At 59.4% G+C, this 19,110-nt stretch carries 14 protein-coding genes; 13 read left to right on the top strand and 1 reads right to left on the bottom strand.

Translation table 11 applies throughout. From position 1 onward, the window contains the following. Positions 1–68 precede the first annotated feature (68 nt). From nuoG to B195_RS07680, 9 genes are all read left to right on the top strand, one after another. On the top strand, positions 69–2,783 hold the full coding sequence (gene nuoG, locus B195_RS07720; protein ID WP_003446979.1) for an NADH-quinone oxidoreductase subunit NuoG: 2,715 nt from the start codon (positions 69–71) through the stop codon (positions 2,781–2,783). Next, positions 2,780–3,787, top strand: a complete 1,008-nt coding sequence (gene nuoH / locus B195_RS07715) for an NADH-quinone oxidoreductase subunit NuoH (RefSeq protein WP_003446978.1) — start codon at positions 2,780–2,782, stop codon at positions 3,785–3,787. The genes nuoG and nuoH overlap by 4 nt, the downstream gene beginning before the upstream one ends. Before the next feature lie 12 nt (positions 3,788–3,799). Further along, positions 3,800–4,348 carry an NADH-quinone oxidoreductase subunit NuoI gene (gene nuoI, locus B195_RS07710; protein WP_003446975.1) on the top strand — a complete coding sequence of 183 codons (549 nt, stop codon included), beginning with the start codon at positions 3,800–3,802 and terminating at the stop codon, positions 4,346–4,348. Between the two features lie 9 nt (positions 4,349–4,357). Continuing rightward, complete coding sequence (nuoJ, locus tag B195_RS07705; RefSeq protein ID WP_003446971.1) at positions 4,358–4,861, top strand: NADH-quinone oxidoreductase subunit J; 504 nt, start codon at positions 4,358–4,360, stop codon at positions 4,859–4,861. Between the two features lies 1 nt (position 4,862). Beyond that, a complete protein-coding gene (nuoK, locus tag B195_RS07700; protein ID WP_003446970.1) occupies positions 4,863–5,171 on the top strand; it encodes an NADH-quinone oxidoreductase subunit NuoK in 309 nt (102 codons plus the stop codon). Further along, positions 5,168–7,021 carry an NADH-quinone oxidoreductase subunit L gene (gene nuoL / locus B195_RS07695; RefSeq protein ID WP_003446968.1) on the top strand — a complete coding sequence of 618 codons (1,854 nt, stop codon included), beginning with the start codon at positions 5,168–5,170 and terminating at the stop codon, positions 7,019–7,021. Before nuoK ends, nuoL begins: the two co-directional genes overlap by 4 nt. Positions 7,022–7,059: 38 nt before the next feature. Further along, entirely contained in the window at positions 7,060–8,592 is a 1,533-nt protein-coding gene (gene nuoM / locus B195_RS07690) for an NADH-quinone oxidoreductase subunit M (RefSeq protein WP_003446966.1), read from the top strand. Between the two features lie 7 nt (positions 8,593–8,599). Then, entirely contained in the window at positions 8,600–10,069 is a 1,470-nt protein-coding gene (nuoN, locus tag B195_RS07685) for an NADH-quinone oxidoreductase subunit NuoN (RefSeq protein ID WP_003446964.1), read from the top strand. 445 nt (positions 10,070–10,514) lie between these two features. Further along, a complete protein-coding gene (locus tag B195_RS07680; protein ID WP_003446962.1) occupies positions 10,515–12,632 on the top strand; it encodes a TonB-dependent receptor domain-containing protein in 2,118 nt (705 codons plus the stop codon). Here B195_RS07680 and B195_RS07675 read toward each other — a convergent pair. After that, positions 12,629–13,711, bottom strand: coding sequence for an AI-2E family transporter (locus B195_RS07675; RefSeq protein ID WP_003446960.1), 1,083 nt, complete (start codon positions 13,709–13,711; stop codon positions 12,629–12,631). The genes B195_RS07680 and B195_RS07675 overlap by 4 nt on opposite strands. Positions 13,712–14,529: 818 nt before the next feature. On the opposite strand from B195_RS07675, the gene B195_RS07670 reads away from it, so the two are divergent. The 4 genes from B195_RS07670 (at position 14,530) to B195_RS07655 (ending at position 19,083) form a co-directional block, all read left to right on the top strand. Continuing rightward, positions 14,530–15,783, top strand: a complete 1,254-nt coding sequence (locus tag B195_RS07670; protein ID WP_003446958.1) for an OprD family porin — start codon at positions 14,530–14,532, stop codon at positions 15,781–15,783. Positions 15,784–16,280: 497 nt separating this feature from the next. Further along, positions 16,281–17,108, top strand: a complete 828-nt coding sequence (locus B195_RS07665) for an NAD(P)-dependent oxidoreductase (RefSeq protein ID WP_003446957.1) — start codon at positions 16,281–16,283, stop codon at positions 17,106–17,108. A 41-nt stretch (positions 17,109–17,149) separates the two neighbouring features. Further along, positions 17,150–18,037: an SMP-30/gluconolactonase/LRE family protein gene (locus B195_RS07660; protein ID WP_003446954.1), complete on the top strand. Its 888-nt coding sequence runs from the start codon at positions 17,150–17,152 to the stop codon at positions 18,035–18,037. A 62-nt stretch (positions 18,038–18,099) separates the two neighbouring features. Beyond that, complete coding sequence (locus B195_RS07655; protein ID WP_003446953.1) at positions 18,100–19,083, top strand: TRAP transporter substrate-binding protein; 984 nt, start codon at positions 18,100–18,102, stop codon at positions 19,081–19,083. The last annotated feature ends 27 nt before the right edge of the window (positions 19,084–19,110 follow it).

Genomic DNA, 19,110 nt, shown 5'->3' with positions numbered 1-19,110 from the left:
CTTCGAACGCATAACAAGATTCCATTAGCCACGCCCGCTGACACCGGGCCAACGAAGACCTTTGAACCATGGCCACTATCCACGTAGACGGCAAAGATCTCGAAGTCGATGGGGCAGACAACCTGTTACAGGCGTGTCTGTCGCTAGGCCTCGATATCCCGTATTTCTGCTGGCACCCTGCCCTGGGCAGTGTTGGCGCTTGCCGCCAATGCGCCGTCAAGCAGTACACCGACGAGAACGACAAGCGTGGTCGTATCGTCATGTCATGCATGACCCCGGCCACCGACGGTAGCTGGATCTCCATCGACGACGAAGAGGCGAAAGTGTTTCGCGCCAGCGTTGTTGAATGGCTGATGACCAACCACCCGCACGACTGCCCTGTGTGCGAAGAAGGCGGTCACTGTCATCTGCAAGACATGACCGTGATGACCGGCCACAACGAGCGCCGTTATCGCTTCACCAAGCGTACTCACCAGAACCAGCAACTGGGCCCGTTCATTTCCCACGAAATGAACCGCTGCATCGCCTGCTATCGCTGCGTGCGCTTCTATAAAGACTACGCCGGCGGCACCGACCTCGGCGTATTCGGCGCCCACGACAACGTGTACTTCGGTCGCGTTGAAGACGGCGTGCTCGAAAGCGAATTCTCGGGCAACCTCACCGAAGTCTGCCCGACCGGCGTGTTCACTGACAAAACCCACTCCGAGCGCTACAACCGCAAGTGGGACATGCAGTTTTCACCCAGCATCTGCCACGGTTGCTCCAGCGGCTGCAACATCAGCCCGGGTGAGCGTTATGGCGAATTGCGCCGCATCGAAAACCGCTTCAACGGTTCGGTCAACCAGTACTTCCTGTGTGACCGTGGCCGTTTCGGCTATGGCTACGTCAACCGCACAGACCGCCCGCGCCAGCCATTGCTGGCCGATGGCAGCAAACTGAGCCTCGACGCGGCACTGGACAAGGCTGCCGACCTGCTGCGCGGTCGCAACATCGTCGGTATCGGTTCGCCACGTGCCAGCCTCGAAAGCAACTACGCGTTGCGCGAACTGGTCGGCGCCGAGCACTTCTACTCGGGCATCGAAGCCGGTGAGCTGGAGCGCATCCGTCTGGTGCTGCAAGTTCTGAAAGACAGCCCGTTGCCAGTGCCGAACATGCGCGAGATCGAAGATCACGACGCCATTTTCGTCCTTGGCGAAGACCTGACCCAGACCGCCGCCCGTATGGCGCTGTCGCTGCGTCAATCGGTCAAGGGCAAGGCCGAAGAAATGGCCGACGGCATGCGCGTACAGCCATGGCTCGATGCTGCAGTCAAAAACATCGGCCAACACGCCCTGTACCCGTTGTTCATCGCCAGCCTGGCTGAAACCAAGCTCGACGACGTTGCCGAAGAATGCGTACACGCAGCACCGGATGACCTGGCCCGTATCGGTTTCGCCGTGGCCCATGCCATCGACGCCAGCGCGCCTGCCGTCGCCGGTCTGGATGCAGAAGCCCTGGAGCTGGCACAACGCATCGCCAACGCCCTGCTGGCAGCCAAACGCCCACTGATCATTGCCGGTACTTCCCTGGGCTGCAAAGCCCTGATCGAAGCCGCAGGCAACATCGCCAAAGCCTTGCACCTGCGGGAAAAGGCCGGTTCCATCAGCCTGATCGTTCCGGAAGCCAACAGCCTTGGCCTGGCCATGCTCGGTGGCGAATCGCTGGACGCGGCCCTGCAAGCAGTGACTGACGGTAAAGCCGACGCCATCGTAGTGCTGGAAAACGACCTGTTCACCCGGGTTGATGCAGTCAAGGTCAATGCTGCGCTGGATGCGGCCAAAGTGCTGATCGTTGCCGATCATCAAAAGACCGCGACCACCGACCGTGCCGACCTGGTGCTGCCTGCCGCCAGCTTCGCTGAAGGCGACGGTACGCTGGTCAGCCAGGAAGGCCGTGCCCAGCGCTTCTTCCAGGTGTTCGACCCGACTTACCTGGACGCCAGCATTCTGGTTCACGAAGGCTGGCGCTGGTTGCACGCCCTGCGCAGCACCCTGCTGAACAAGCCGGTTGACTGGACCCTGCTGGACCACGTGACTCAGGCCACTGCTGCGAGCACTCCAGAGTTGGCGCGCATCGTTGATGCCGCACCTTCTGCTGCGTTCCGTATCAAAGGTATGAAACTGGCCCGCGAACCGCTGCGTTACAGCGGCCGTACCGCCATGCGCGCCAATATCAGCGTGCATGAGCCTCGCACCCCACAAGACCCGGACACCGCGTTCGCCTTCTCGATGGAAGGTTACTCGGGCTCCGTCGAACCGCGCCAACAGGTGCCGTTCGCATGGTCGCCGGGCTGGAACTCGCCACAAGCGTGGAACAAGTTCCAGGACGAAGTGGGTGGTCATATCCGTGCTGGCGACCCGGGCACCCGCCTGATCGAAAGCAAGGGTGATTCGCTGAACTGGTTCGCCGGCATTCCGGGCGCATTCAACCCGGCACGCGGCACCTGGCAAGTAGTGCCGTTCTTCCACCTGCTGGGCAGCGAAGAGAACTCTTCCAAGGCCGCGCCGGTTCAAGAACGCATTCCGGCGGCTTACATCGCGCTGGCCAAGGCCGAAGCCGATCGTCTGGGTGTCAATGACGGCGCTCTGCTCAGCCTGAACGTTGCCGGTGTGACCCTGCGTCTGCCGCTGCGGATCAATGAAGAGCTGGGTTCTGGTCTGGTGGCATTGCCTGCAGGTCTTGCCGGCATCCCGCCTGCGATCTTTGGTCTTACCGTTGACGGTTTGCAGGAGGCAGCCCAATGACCTGGTTTACGCCTGAAGTGATCGACGTAATTATCTCGGTACTCAAAGCAGTGGTCATCCTGCTTGCCGTGGTGGTCTGCGGCGCGCTGTTGAGCTGGGTCGAGCGTCGTTTGCTCGCCCTCTGGCAGGACCGTTACGGTCCGAACCGGGTTGGCCCGTTCGGCGCGTTTCAGATTGCTGCCGACATGATCAAGATGTTCTTCAAGGAAGACTGGACCCCGCCGTTTGCCGACAAGGTGATTTTCACCCTGGCACCGGTGGTAGCCATGAGCGCCTTGCTGGTCGCCTTTGCGATCATCCCGATCACCCCGACCTGGGGCGTGGCGGACCTGAACATCGGCATCCTGTTCTTCTTCGCCATGGCCGGTCTGTCGGTGTACGCGGTGTTGTTCGCCGGCTGGTCCAGCAACAACAAGTTCGCCTTGCTGGGCGCCTTGCGCGCCTCGGCCCAGACCGTGTCCTACGAAGTGTTCATGGGCCTGGCGCTGATGGGCATCGTGGTCCAGGTTGGCTCGTTCAACATGCGCGACATCGTTGAATATCAAGCGCAGAACATGTGGTTCATCATTCCGCAGATCTTCGGTTTCCTGACCTTCTTCATCGCTGGCGTCGCCGTGACTCACCGTCACCCCTTCGACCAGCCCGAAGCCGAGCAGGAACTGGCCGATGGTTACCACATTGAATATGCCGGCATGAAATGGGGCATGTTCTTCGTTGGTGAGTACATCGGGATCGTGTTGATCTCGGCGTTGCTGGTGACTTTGTTCTTCGGTGGCTGGCACGGGCCTTTCGGCATCCTGCCGCAGATTCCGTTTATCTGGTTCGCCCTGAAGACCGCGTTTTTCATCATGATCTTCATCCTGCTGCGCGCTTCCATTCCGCGCCCACGGTATGACCAGGTGATGGATTTCAGCTGGAAGTTCTGCCTGCCGCTGACCCTGATCAATTTGCTGGTAACCGCCGCAGTCGTGTTGTTGAACACGCCCGCCGGCGCGGTTCAGTGAGGATAGAGACCCATGTTCAAGTATCTGTTTGACATCGTGCATGGCACCTACACCCAGCTTCGCAGCCTGGTGATGGTGTTTGGCCATGCCTTCCGCAAGCGTGACACGCTGCAATACCCGGAAGAAGCGGTCTATCTGCCACCGCGTTATCGCGGGCGGATCGTCCTGACCCGCGACCCGGACGGCGAAGAGCGCTGTGTAGCCTGCAACCTGTGCGCCGTAGCGTGCCCGGTGGGCTGCATTTCGCTGCAAAAAGCCGAAACCGAAGATGGCCGTTGGTACCCGGAGTTTTTCCGCATCAACTTCTCACGCTGCATTTTTTGCGGCCTGTGTGAGGAAGCCTGCCCGACCACCGCAATCCAGCTGACTCCGGATTTCGAGATGGCCGAGTTCAAACGTCAGGACCTGGTGTACGAGAAAGAAGATCTGCTGATCTCCGGCCCCGGCAAGAACCCTGATTACAACTTCTATCGTGTTGCGGGTATGGCCGTTGAGGGCAAGCCGAAAGGCGCTGCCCAGAACGAAGCCGAGCCGATCAACGTGAAGAGCTTGCTGCCTTAAGGAAGAACGATGGAATTCGCTTTCTATTTCGCATCGGGTATCGCTGTAGTGTCCACGTTACGTGTGATCACCAACACCAACCCCGTGCATGCCCTGCTCTACCTGATTATTTCGCTGATTGCCGTGGCGATGACGTTCTTCAGCCTTGGCGCACCGTTTGCCGGTGTGCTGGAAGTGATCGCCTACGCCGGCGCCATCATGGTGCTGTTCGTGTTTGTGGTGATGATGCTCAACCAGGGCCCGGCCTCGGTTCAGCAGGAACGCATCTGGCTCAAGCCCAATATCTGGATCGGACCGACCATTTTGTCCGCCCTGCTGCTGGCCGAACTGCTGTACGTGCTGTTCGCCCATCAGAGCGGTGCTGCAATCGGTCAAACCACCATCGATGCAAAAGCCGTGGGCATCAGCCTGTTCGGCCCGTATCTGCTGGTAGTCGAACTCGCCTCGTTTCTGTTGCTTGCAGCAGCAGTGACGGCGTTCCACTTGGGCCGTAACGAGGCGAAGGAGCAATAACATGCCAGGAATACCTCTCGAACATGGTCTGGCCGTTGCCGGTGTCCTGTTCTGCCTCGGTCTGGTCGGCCTGATGGTACGTCGCAACATTCTCTTCGTATTGATGAGTCTGGAAATCATGATGAACGCCGCTGCACTGGCGTTCATCGTTGCCGGTGCACGCTGGGCGCAGCCGGATGGACAAGTGATGTTCATCCTGGTGATCACCCTTGCAGCAGCCGAGGCCAGCATTGGCCTGGCGATCCTGCTGCAGCTGTATCGCCGTTTCCACACGCTTGATATCGATGCTGCCAGTGAGATGCGCGGATGAACCTTCTCTTTCTGACTTTCGTATTCCCCCTGATCGGCTTTTTGCTGCTGTCGTTCTCCCGTGGACGCTTCAGCGAAAACCTCTCGGCCCTGATCGGCGTCGGCTCCATTGGCCTCTCGGCCATCGTGGCTGCCTATGTGATCTGGCAATTCAACGTTGCACCGCCTGAAGGCGGTCACTACACACAAGTGCTGTGGCAGTGGATGTCGGTGGAAGGCTTCAAGCCCAACTTCGCCCTCTACCTGGACGGCCTGTCGGTGACCATGCTCGGCGTGGTGGTCGGCGTCGGCTTCCTGATCCACCTGTTCGCCTCCTGGTACATGCGTGGTGAAGAGGGCTACTCGCGCTTCTTCGCGTACACCAACCTGTTTATCGCCAGCATGCTGTTCCTGATCCTGGGCGATAACCTGTTGTTCCTGTACTTCGGCTGGGAAGGTGTAGGCCTGTGCTCGTACCTGTTGATCGGTTTCTACTACAGCAACCGCAACAACGGTAATGCCGCACTCAAAGCCTTTATCGTGACCCGTATCGGCGACGTGTTCATGGCCATCGGCCTGTTCATCCTGTTCCAGCAACTGGGCACACTGAACATTCAGGAGCTGCTGGTTCAAGCGCCGCTGAAGTTCCAGGCCGGTGACTTCTGGATCGTATTGGCGACCCTGATGCTGCTGGGCGGCGCGGTCGGCAAATCGGCACAACTGCCACTGCAAACCTGGCTGGCAGATGCGATGGCCGGTCCTACCCCGGTTTCGGCACTGATCCACGCCGCAACCATGGTAACCGCGGGCGTTTACCTGATTGCCCGTACCCACGGTCTGTTCACCCTCGCTCCGGACATCCTGCACCTGGTGGGTATCGTCGGCGGCGTGACCCTGGTACTGGCCGGTTTCGCCGCACTGGTACAAACCGACATCAAACGTATCCTCGCCTACTCGACCATGAGCCAGATCGGCTACATGTTCCTGGCGCTGGGCGTTGGTGCATGGGACGGTGCGATCTTCCACCTGATGACCCACGCCTTCTTCAAGGCCCTGCTGTTCCTTGCTTCCGGTGCGGTGATCGTTGCCTGCCACCACGAGCAGAACATCTTCAAGATGGGCGGCCTGTGGAAAAAACTGCCACTGGCCTACGCCAGCTTCATCGTCGGCGGCGCGGCACTCTCTGCCTTGCCACTGCTGACGGCCGGCTTCTACTCCAAGGACGAAATTCTTTGGGAGGCCTTCGCCAGCGGCAACAACGAACTGCTGTATGCCGGCCTGGTCGGCGCGTTCATGACCTCGCTGTACACCTTCCGCCTGATCTTCATCACGTTCCACGGTGAAGCCAAGACTGAAGCCCACCCGGGGCATGGCGTTTCCTACTGGCTGCCGCTGGGGGTACTGATCGTACTGTCGACCTTCATCGGCGCCATGATCACTCCGCCACTGGCCGGTGTTCTGCCACAAAGCGTCGGCCATGCCGGCGGCGAAGCCAAGCACAGCCTGGAAATCGCTTCGGGCGCCATCGCCCTGGCCGGTATCCTGCTGGCCGGCTTGCTGTACCTGGGCAAGCGCCGCTTCGTCACCTACGTTGCCAACAGCGCCATTGGCCGCTTCCTCACGGCCTGGTGGTTCGCCGCGTGGGGCTTCGACTGGCTGTACGACAAACTGTTCGTCAAACCTTACCTGTTGATCTGCCGCTTGCTGCGCAAAGATCCTCTGGACCAGACCATTGGTTTGATCCCGAAGATGGCCAAAGCCGGGCATAACGCCCTGAGCCGTAGCGAAACCGGACAACTGCGTTGGTACGCTGCTTCTATGGCCGCCGGTGCTGTACTGGTCATGGGCGCCATCGTTTTGGTAGCGGTCTGATATGAACCTTCGACATTGCGAAAGGAATTGAGCCCGTCATGATTCTGCCTTGGCTAATCCTGATCCCCTTTATCGGCGGCCTGCTGTGCTGGCTGGGTGAGCGCTTCGGCCCTACCCTGCCACGCTGGATTGCGTTGCTGACCATGTCCCTTGAGCTTGCACTCGGCCTTTGGCTGTGGTCCCAGGGTAACTATTCATTTGCACCGGCGCCCGGCGCCGATCCGACCTGGGCCCTGGAGTTCCAGCACATCTGGATCGCACGCTTCGGTATCAGCGTGCACCTGGCGCTGGACGGCCTGTCGCTGCTGATGATCCTGCTCACCGGCTTGCTCGGCGTGCTGTCCGTTCTGTGCTCCTGGAAAGAGATTCAGCGTCATGTGGGCTTCTTCCACCTGAACCTGATGTGGATCCTGGGCGGTGTGGTTGGCGTGTTCCTCGCCATCGACCTGTTCATGTTCTTCTTCTTCTGGGAAATGATGCTGGTGCCGATGTACTTCCTCATCGCGCTCTGGGGTCACAGTTCTTCGGACGGCAAGAAAACCCGTATCTACGCCGCCACCAAGTTCTTCATCTTCACTCAGGCTTCCGGCCTGATCATGCTGGTGGCGATCCTGGGTCTGGTGCTGGTCAACTTCAACAACACCGGCGTGATTACCTTCAGCTACGCCGAGTTGCTGAAAACCAAGATGTCACTCACTACCGAGTACATCCTGATGCTTGGCTTCTTCATTGCGTTTGCCGTGAAACTGCCAGTCGTACCGTTCCACTCCTGGTTGCCTGACGCTCACGCCCAGGCACCGACTGCCGGTTCTGTGGACCTGGCCGGTATCCTGCTGAAGACCGCTGCCTATGGTCTGCTGCGATTCGCCCTGCCGCTGTTCCCGAATGCTTCGGCCGAGTTTGCGCCGATTGCCATGGCCCTGGGTCTGATCGGGATTTTCTACGGCGCGTTCCTGGCCTTCGCACAAACCGACATCAAGCGTCTGATCGCGTTCTCCAGTGTTTCGCACATGGGCTTCGTACTGATCGGGATCTACTCCGGCAGCCAGCTGGCACTGCAAGGTGCCGTCATCCAGATGCTGGCCCACGGTGTTTCGGCAGCCGCGCTGTTTATCCTCAGCGGTCAACTGTACGAGCGTCTGCACACTCGCGACATGCGGGAAATGGGCGGCTTGTGGTCCAAGATCGCCTACCTGCCGGCCATCAGCCTGTTCTTCGCTGCGGCGTCGCTGGGCCTGCCGGGTACCGGTAACTTCGTCGGCGAATTCCTGATCCTGATTGGCTCGTTCGCCAGCTTCCCATGGATCACGGCCATTGCCACAACCGGTCTGGTGTTTGGTTCGGTCTACTCGCTGATCATGATTCACCGCGCCTATTTCGGCCCTTCCAAGTCGGATGCAGTACTGGCCGGCATGGATGCACGTGAACTGATCATGGTGCTCGGTCTGGCGGTATTGCTGGTGTTCATCGGCGTATACCCACAACCGTTCCTCGATACCTCGGCTGCGACCATGCATGGCGTGCAGCAGTGGATCGGCACCGCCTTCACTCAACTCGCTTCGGCCCGGTAAGAGCGCTATGGAATTCACGATCCAACACTTTATCGCGCTTGCGCCGCTGCTGATTACCAGTCTCACCGTTGTAGTGGTGATGCTGGCAATCGCATGGCGGCGCAACCATTCACAGACCTTCCTGCTTTCGGTGGCCGGTCTTAACCTGGCCTTGCTGTCGATCTTCCCTGCGTTGAAAGTGGCTCCGCTGGCTGTCACCCCGCTGTTGATGATGGACAACTTTGCCTATCTCTACATCGGGCTGATTCTGGTCGCCACCCTGGCCTGCGTCACCCTCGCCCATGCTTATCTGGGCGAAGGAGGCACCGGCTATCCGGGCAACCGCGAAGAGCTGTACCTGCTGATGCTGCTGGCCGCTACCGGCGGCATCGTTCTGGTCAGCGCGCAACACCTGGCCGGCTTGTTTATCGGTCTGGAGCTGCTATCGGTACCGGTGTACGGCCTGGTGGCGTATGCCTTCTTCAACAAGCGTTCACTGGAAGCCGGCATCAAATACATGGTGCTGTCGGCGGCCGGTTCTGCGTTCCTGTTGTTCGGTATGGCCTTGCTCTACGCCGAAGCCGGCAGCCTGAGCTTCAGCGGTATCGGTCACGCCCTGGCAGCTTCCGGCGTACCTGCACCGCTGGCCCAGCTGGGTCTGGGCATGATGCTGGTCGGCCTGGCGTTCAAACTGTCGCTGGTGCCTTTCCATCTCTGGACTCCGGACGTCTACGAAGGTGCTCCGGCTCCGGTCGCCGCTTTCCTGGCTACCGCTTCCAAAGTGGCCGTGTTTGCAGTGATGGTGCGTTTGTTCCAGATCACCCCGTCGGCAACTACCGGGGTGATGAGCGATGTACTGACCGTGATCGCGATTGCTTCGATCCTGTTCGGTAACCTGCTGGCCCTGACCCAGAACAACCTCAAGCGTCTGCTGGGTTACTCGTCCATCGCCCACTTCGGCTATCTGCTGATCGCCCTGGTGGCGAGCAAAGGCATGGCGATGGAAGCCATCGGCGTGTACCTGATCACCTACGTGCTGACCAGCCTGGGTGCATTCGGTGTGATTACCCTGATGTCCTCGCCGTACAAGGGTCGTGATGCTGACGCGCTGTACGAGTACCGCGGCCTGTTCTGGCGTCGTCCGTACCTGACTGCGGTCATGACCGTGATGATGCTGTCGCTGGCGGGTATCCCGCTGACTGCCGGCTTTATCGGCAAGTTCTACATCGTTGCTACCGGCGTTGAAGCCCACCAATGGTGGCTGGTCGGGTCCCTGGTGCTGGGCAGTGCCATCGGCGTGTTCTACTACCTGCGCGTGATGGTGACCCTGTACCTGGTCGAGCCAAAACTGCATCGTCACGATGCTCCGCTGAACTGGGAGCAAAAGGCGGGTGGCGTCATGCTGCTGGCTATTTCGGCACTGGTATTCATCCTGGGTGTATACCCGCAGCCAATGCTTGAACTGGTGCAACACGCAACGCTGAGCCTTGTTGGCTAAGCCTTGAAACGTTGCACCCCATGCCCCGTAGAAGCCCGGCTTTTACGGGGCATTTTTTTGCCCGCTCAAATACCCTCCCCTGTAGGAGCGAGCTTGCTCGCGAGCTTTTCAAACCGCCGCCAACAGCTCCTGTTCCCGATACCCGCAATCACCCGCCCTCCGTAGGAGCGAGCTTGCTCGCGAGCTTTTCAACCCGCCGCCAACAGCTCCTGTTCCCGATACCCGCGATCACCCGCCCTCCGTAGGAGCGAGCTTGCTCGCGAGCTTTTCAACCCGCCACCAACAGTTCCTGTTCCCGATACCCGCAATCACCCGCCCTCCGTAGGAGCGAGCTTGCTCGCGAGCTTTTCAACCCGCACACCATTGATGCCCCATGAAAGTTGCGAGTCATTCTCGGCTTGTATAGGCTGGCGCGCCGCCCGCCCATCGACCGAGATTCCTGTTCATGCGATCCGCCCTTTACTCATTGCTGCCCCTGGCGCTCGTCTGCGCTACACCCGTCTGCGCCGAGTCACTGGAGTTGGGCGAGGTTCAGGTCCGCGGCGATGAAAGCAGTGAACTGGAACTGGCCCAGGCCCGACTGCATGACGTACCCGGGGCCAGCAACCTGATCGACCTGAACCGCGTCGAAAATGGCCGCACCGCCAGCAACACCGATGTGCTGGCCTATCAACCCGGTATCTACGCGCAATCTTCCGGTAATGACGGGGCCAAGGTCTCCGTTCGCGGCTCCGGCATCAATCGCGCCCCTGGGGCCCATGGCTCGGGTCTGTACGTGATGCTCGACGGCCTGCCATTGACCGGTCCCGGCGGCACCCCATACGAGCTGTTCGAGCCCTTGTGGCTGAGCCGGGCTGAAGTGCTGCGTGGCGCCAACGGCTTTGAGAGCGGCGCACTGGCCCTCGGCGGCTCGATCAATTACGTGACCCGCACCGGCCATGACGCCGCCCCCCTGCAAGTCCGCTATGAAACCGGCAGTTATGGTTATCAGAAACGTCAGATCAGTTCCGGACAAGTACTGGGGGATCTCGATTACTACGTGGCACTGACCGACTCCGACACCGATGGTTATCAGGATCACACCCGCGGCAGCAGTAAAGGCATAGCGGCCAACATCGGTTATCGCTTCAGCCCGCAGCTCGAAACCCGCTTTTACCTGCGCTATCGCGAGACCGACAACCAACTGGCCGGCCGCGTTACCAAGGACCAGATCAAGCATCATCCACGCTCGGCCAACCCGGTTTATGTGAACGGTGATTACACCCGCCCACAGCCCGGCAGCACCTGGCTGGGCAACAAAACCACGATGTACCTGGATGACGACTCGCAGCTGGAGGTGGGACTGGTCTATCACGACTACCCGATGGATCTGCACGAAGGTCCGAACCGGCTGAAAGTCGCCTACAGCGATATCAGCGGCACCCTCAACTACAAGCGCCGCGACACCTTGTTCGGACTCGAAAGCAACACCACCCTGGGCTTGCGCAACACCAAACACCTGCCCAACAGCGGCGCCTCGGAATACGTGCGCCTGCCGATTGGCAATACCGCCGGTTACGCGCCCGGAACAAAAATTCGCGATTTCAGTTACCAGGGCTCAGACACGGTGCTGCACGCCAGCAATGATCTGGAACTGGTCCCTGACCTGTGGCTGACCACCGGCATGGCACTGATCTATACCCGCCGCGAAAGTGACGTCAGCTACCCCGACAGCGGCGGCAAGGTCAGCCAGCACGATTGGGATTACGCGCCCCGGGTCGGCCTGCGCTACGAATTCAACCCCGATCTGCAGGTGTATGCCAACCTCAGCCGCTCAGTAGAACCACCTCACCCCTGGTCGATGATCTGGGGCTCGCCCTACCGATTCCCGGTTGGCAGCGGCCCGGCTACCGGTCAACAAAGTACGCCGGTAGCGCTGGACAACCAGACAGCCACCACCCTTGAGCTGGGTACCCGGGGCGATTCCTTGATCGGACAATGGGATCTGGCCTGGTACTACTCGGCAATCCGCCATGAATTGCTGAGTGTCGAAACCCGGGCCGCGACCGCAGGACAGGTGGCCATTGTCGGCGAAGCCAACGCCAGCCCCACGGTGCACCAGGGCTTCGAAGCCGGACTCCACAGCCTGCTGTGGGAGCGCCAGGCGGTGGGTAAAGTCTCGCTGCGTCAGGCTTACACCTTCAGCGACTTCCATTTTCGCGATGACCCGCGGTTTGGCGCCAACCGGCTACCGGGCATCCCGCAACATTACTATCAGGCTGAAATACGCTACGACCACCCGCAGGGGTTCTATACAGGGCTGAACACCCAGGTTGCCTCACGCATGGCGGTGGATTACGCCAACTCATATTACGCATCGTCCTACATGCTCTGGGGAGCGACCCTGGGCTATGCCTCACCCAAACAGGACTGGCAAACCTGGCTCGACCTGCGCAACCTGACCGGCGAACGCTATGCCGCCACTGTGACTCCAGGGTATGACGACAAAGGGCTGGATGCCGCGCGCTCCACTCCCGGCGAAGGCAGGGGCGCCTACGTCGGGGTTTCCTGGAGTTTTCGCTAATCGTTGCGAGGGATATCGGCAGGTAGTCGCACTTTGCGCCGGGTACCACTGAACAGGCCCCAGCTGGACAAGAACAGGGCGGCAATCAATGGCCCGATCACAAAGCCATTGAGGCCGAAGATCGCCATGCCGCCCAGGGTCGAAATCAGAATCAGGAAGTCCGGCATTTTGGTGTCTTTGCCCACCATGATCGGACGCAGCACGTTATCCACCATCCCGATCACAAACACCCCGTACAACGCCAGCACCACCCCTTCCCAAATCATCCCCGAAGCCAGGAAGTACACCGCCACCGGTGCCCAGACAATGCCTGCGCCCACCGCTGGCAGCAGCGACAGGAACATCATCAGCACGGCCCAGAACAGCGAGCTATGGATCCCCAGCAGCCAGAAAATCAACCCGCCCAGGGCCCCCTGGGTCACGGCCACTGCCAGGTTGCCCTTGACCGAGGCCCTGACCACACGGCGCAACTTGAGCTGCAACAAACGCTTGTGCTGCTCGGCCATCGGCACCGTATTACGGATCAAGCGCACCATTTGCTGCCCGTCACGGATAAAGAAATACAGCAGGTAGAGCATGATGAAAAAACTCACCACCAGCTCGAAGGTACTCTGCCCGAAACTGAACACCTGGGTCGCAAAGAACTGACTGCCCTCCAGAGCGCCTTTGGCAATTTTCTCACTCAGGCCGTCAATGTTGCCGACCCCGAACCGGTCCAGCCAGTCCTGGACCGTCGGCGGCAGGACGTCCTTGATCTGCATGACATAGCTGGCGACATTGATCTTTCCGCTCTCGACATCCTTGTAAAGCATGGCTACTTCTTGCACGAGCAGCACGGTGGTAACGATCACCGGCAAAATCGCGATCAGCGTGCACACCCCCAGGGTGGAGAAGGTCGCGAGGTTTCGGCGCCCTTTCAACTTGAGCACCATCTTGCGCTGCAATGGAGCGAACAGAATGCCCAGGGCAACGGCCCAGAAAATCGCGCCATAGAACGGCAGCAGAATCCAGATGAACGCGATGGTGACCAAAGCCAGCAGCAAGAGCAGGGTTTTACGTTGAAGACTGGTTTCGTTCATGTGCCATCCGTGTCAGTGGGCCGCAAGCGCATTGGGTAGGCGCAGTTTAGACGGCAAATATACAGGCGCGCAGGCACATTACGGGATAAAGACGGCATGTCCCATGTCTGCAGGCGTGAGCTTGCTCGCAATTTTTTGCAACGCGGCAAGCAAAATCTCGCGAGCAAGCTCGCTCCTGCAAGGTTTCAAGCACCATATCCAGCAAGGCGGCACCTAGGGATTTGCCATGGGCGTCGAGGGCCAGCGAGCGGGTGGTAGGCCAGGGGCCGGGAATAAGACTGATGAAAAAAAGCCTGCAGGGCTAGCCGTTCACAGTGGTTGGCCAGCATGGGCGCATATTTCTCGGCTGCATTGGAATCAGGTCTGTATCATGCCCGGTCGGGTTTCAGGCTCACCTGCCGAGCCGAGGGTCCCGGGCTGCTGCACCGATCACATTTTTACTTTAATTGTTTGGCTGAACCTGCATTGACAAATCTGACCCAAGCTGTAAATAATCCGATGGATGTTGTACGACAACAGATAACAAAAATAAAAATAATCAAGGAATCTTTCGTATGAGCCCCTTCGTGTCCGCTCCCCGCCATGGCGCGCCGTTAATCCGCGCTGGCCGCATGCCGGTCGTGTTTCCAGCACGATCCTCCACGCAACGATCACCTGCAGAATTTGCTGACGCCTAGTGCGCAAGCAAAAGACTCTCTCGCTTCAGCGACTTGAGTCGCCGCCCTGACTTCAGGGCACCACGCACGTCCTTTGAATCGCTGACCGCTCTTCTGACGGTCACGGGAAGTGCTATGCCAAAAAATGGGAGCGTAACAATAATGAAACATCAAAACACTCGGTCACTGGTCTTGTTCGGTCTTGGCAGCATGAGCCTGGCTTTACCGCTGACCGGCCTGGCTGAAGGCTTTGTGGAAGACACCAAGGCCACCCTTACCTTGCGTAATGCCTACATCAACCGCAACTTCACCAACCCGGACTATCCGCAGAGCAAGGCTGAAGAGTGGACGCAAAACTTCATTCTCGACGTCAAGTCCGGGTTTACCCAGGGTACCGTCGGTTTCGGGATTGATGTCCTGGGCCTGTACTCGCAGAAGCTCGATGGCGGTAAAGGCACGGTCGGCACACAGTTGCTGCCGACCCATGGCGATGGCGAACCGGCCGACAACTTCGGCCGTCTGGGTGTTGCAGCCAAGGCCAGGATCTCCAACACCGAACTGAAAATCGGTGAGTGGATGCCGGTACTGCCGATCTTGCGCTCGGACGACGGACGCTCACTGCCACAAACCTTCCGTGGCGGCCAGATCACCTCCAAAGAGATCGCCGGTCTCAACCTCTATGGCGGCCAGTTCCGGGGCAACAGCCCGCGTAACGATGCGAGCATGGAAGATATGTCGCTTAACGGAAAAGGCGCGTTCACGTCCGACCGTTTCAACTTTGCCGGTGGCGATTACAGCTTCAACGACAAGCACACCCAGGTCGGCCTGTGGTACGCGCAGCTGGAAGATATTTACCAGCAGCAATTCCTTAACGTCCTGCACACCCAGCCTGTTGGTGATGTGACCCTGGGCGCCAACCTCGGCTATTTCTGGGGCAAGGACGACGGCAGCAAACTGGCCGGCGACCTGAACAACAGAACCGCATACGCCCTGCTTTCGGCCAAATACAAAGGCAACACCTTGTATGTCGGCCTGCAGAAAGTCAGCGGCGATGATGGCTGGATGCGCGTCAACGGCACCAGCGGCGGCACCCTGGCCAACGACAGCTACAACTCCAGCTACGACCTTGCCAAGGAGCGTTCCTGGCAGCTGCGTCACGACCTTGACTTCGCAGTGTTCGGCGTACCCGGCCTGACGATGATGAACCGCTACCTGAGCGGCGATAACATCCACACCGGCGCCATCACTGACGGCAAGGAATGGGGTCGCGAATCGGAACTGGCCTACACCATCCAGACCGGTACCTTCAAAGACCTGAACATGCGCTGGCGCAACTCGACCATGCGTCGTGACTACAGCACTAACGAATATGATGAAAACCGCATCTTCATCAGCTATCCGTTGTCGCTGCTGTAACCCCCTGTGGGAGCGGGTTTGCTCACGATCGGATCAACGGGCTGTCACTGACAAACCGCAGTGCCTGAATCGCCGGCAAGCCAGCTCCCACACCTAGCGCATCGTTGCTGCCCGCTCCCCCTCTGGGAGCGGGCTCGTCTGCGGTGGGCGCACCGGGCTGTCGCTGACAAACCGCAGCGTCTGAATCGCTGGCTAGCCAGCTCCCACACCCATCGCATCGTTGCTGCCCGCTTCCCCTATGGGAGTGGGTTTGTCTGCGGGGGGCGCACCGGGCTGTCGCTGACAAACCGCAGCGTCTTAATCGCTGGCAAGCCAGCTCCCACGCCCATCGTTGCTGCCCGCTCCCACGCCCATACGCTCGCCGTCATGATGACAAAATGATAGCGCCACACTATGTTTTGACCCTCGGTGCATTGACAACACCCTAAAGGACTGCGAATAATCCCGGCCATGTCATACGACAACAGATGACATCAATAATAAAAAAGGGTCTCTTGATGGCAACCTCGCACACTGTCCAAAATCCCTTCAATCGCCTTCTTCTCACCGGCGCGGCCGGCGGCCTGGGGAAGGTACTGCGTGAAAGCATAAAGCCCTACGCCAGGGTTTTACGACTCTCTGATATTGCGCCTATGGCTCCCGCTGTCGACAGCAGCGAGGAAATACACCCCTGCGACCTCACCGACAAAAACGCCGTTCAGCAACTGGTTGAAGGCGTAGATGCCATCCTGCATTTCGGTGGAGTCTCGGTTGAGCGCCCGTTCGAAGAAATCCTCGGGCCGAACATCTCCGGGGTGTTCCATATCTATGAAGCGGCTCGACGCCATGGCGTCAAACGGGTGATTTTCGCCAGCTCCAACCATGTGATCGGTTTTTACAAACAGGACCAGACCCTCGATGCCCGCTCCCCGCGCCGCCCCGATGGTTATTACGGTCTGTCCAAGTCCTATGGCGAAGACATGGCCACCTTCTACTTCGATCGCTATGGCATCGAAACCGTCAGCATCCGCATCGGCTCATCCTTCCCCGAACCGCAAAACCGCCGGATGCTCAGCACCTGGCTGAGTTTTGCCGATCTGACCCAATTGCTCGAACGCGCACTGTACACACCGGACGTCGGGCACACGGTGGTCTACGGCGCGTCAAACAATCCGAATCTGTGGTGGGACAACCGCTACGCGGCCCATCTGGGCTTTGCCCCCAAGGACAGTTCAGAGGTGTTTCGCGCCAAGGTTGAAGCCCAGCCAATGCCGGCGGCCAATGACCCGAGCATGATTTACCAGGGCGGAGCCTTCGTCGCAGCCGGCCCCTTCGGCGACGACTGAACACAGCCGCTGACAAGAACACGACCGACAGGGGTAGCCCCATGACCGCCGAACTCATTCTCGATGCACGCAATGCCACGGGCGAAAGCCCGGTCTGGAGCGCAGCAGAACAGGCGCTGTATTGGGTGGATATTCCCGCCGCACGCTTGCACCGCTGGAGCCTGATCGACGGTCGCAGCCAGAGCTGGGATGCCCCGCAAATGCTTGCCTGCATCGCCCGCAGCAGCGACGGCAGCTGGATCGCCGGCATGCAAAGCGGGCTGTTCAGCCTCAAGCCCCGGGCCGACGGCGGTCTCGACACCCGCCTGCTGGCAGGCGTTGACCATGCTCAACCCGGCATGCGCTTTAACGATGGCCGCTGTGACCGCCAGGGCCGCTTCTGGGCCGGGACCATGCTGCTGGACATGGCCGCAGGTGCGCAGTGCGGGGCGATGTATCGCTATAGCGCAGGTCAGACAGAACCGCTAACGGCTCAGCTGGACGGTTTTATCGTCCCCAATGGCCTGGCTTTCAGCCCCGACGGCAAAACCATGTACCTCTCGGACTCACACCCCAAGGTGCAAAAAATCTGGGCCTTCGATTACGCCATCGACAGCGCAACGCCGTACAACCGTCGCCTGTTCGTAGACATGCTGGAGCATCCGGGACGCCCTGATGGCGCTGCCGTCGATGCCGATGGCTGCTACTGGATCTGCGGCAATGATGCCGGCCTGATCCACCGTTTTACCCCCGCAGGCAAACTCGACCGCTCCCTTGCCGTACCGGTGAAGAAGCCTGCGATGTGCGCCTTCGGAGGTGCAGACATGGACACCCTGTTCGTCACCTCGATTCGTCCGGCAGGCGATATCAGCGATCAACCCCTGGCGGGCGGCGTGTTCGCCCTCAGGCCGGGGATCAAGGGGCTGGTGGAGCCCGCCTTCAACAACTGACTGTTTACCGACATTGCTGATCCGACACCTTGATATAAAAAAAACAATACTTGGAGTGACCCATGGATTTCAAACGCACCTTGCTTATTGCTGCTCTACCGCTGGCTTTCTGCCTTTCGGGCGCTGCCCAGGCCGAAATCAAAATCAAATTCGCCGAAGTTCACCCGGCTGGCTATCCACCGGTAGTGGCCGAACAGGACATGGGCAAGAAGCTGCAGGATCAAAGTAACGGCGATATCAGCTTCAAGATGTTTGCCGGCGGCGTGCTGGGCTCCGAGAAAGAAGTGGTCGAGCAGTTGCAGTCCGGCGCGGTGCAAATGACCCGGGTCAGCCTAGGGATCCTCGGGCCGGTGGTCCCCGAGACCAATGCGTTCAACCTGCCCTTTGTGTTCCGCGACCAGGCACACATGCGCAAAATCATCGACGGTGAAATCGGCCAGGAGATGCTCGACAAGATCACCAACTCCGACTTCAACATGGTCGCCCTGGCGTGGATGGATGGCGGCACCCGCAACCTCTACACCAAGAAGCCTGTACGTCAGATCGCAGACCTCAAGGGCATGAAAATCCGGGTCCAGGGCAACCCGGTATTTATCGACACCATCAACGACATGGGCGGCAATGGCATCGCCATGGCCACGGGCGAGATCTTCAGCGCCCTGCAGACCGGGGTGATCGACGGTGCAGAAAACAATACGCCGACCTTCCTCGAACACAACCACTACCAGAACGCCAAGTACTTCACCTGGACTGATCACCTGATCCTGCCCGAGCCGATCGTGATTGCCAAAACCACCTGGCTCAAGCTCAGCCCGGAGCAACAGGCACTGGTGCAGAAGGTAGCCCGTGAAGCACAGATGGAAGAGCGCGTTCTGTGGGACAAAAAGTCTTCTGACGCTGAAGCAAAACTCAAGGCTTCCGGGGTGGAGTTCATCACCCTGACCCCGGAACAGAAAAAAGCCTTTTACGACGCCACTCAGCCTGTTCGTGACAAATACGGGGCGGACTACAAAGACCTGATCTCGCGTATTGAAGCGGTCCAATAAGCCTGTCCGATTATGCCGCAGTGACGG

It is taken from the genome of Pseudomonas sp. Lz4W (assembly GCF_000346225.2).
Classification (GTDB): domain Bacteria; phylum Pseudomonadota; class Gammaproteobacteria; order Pseudomonadales; family Pseudomonadaceae; genus Aquipseudomonas; species Aquipseudomonas paraversuta.
Note: the sequence above shows the minus strand (reverse complement) of the source record. Positions and strands in the feature narration are given on the sequence as shown.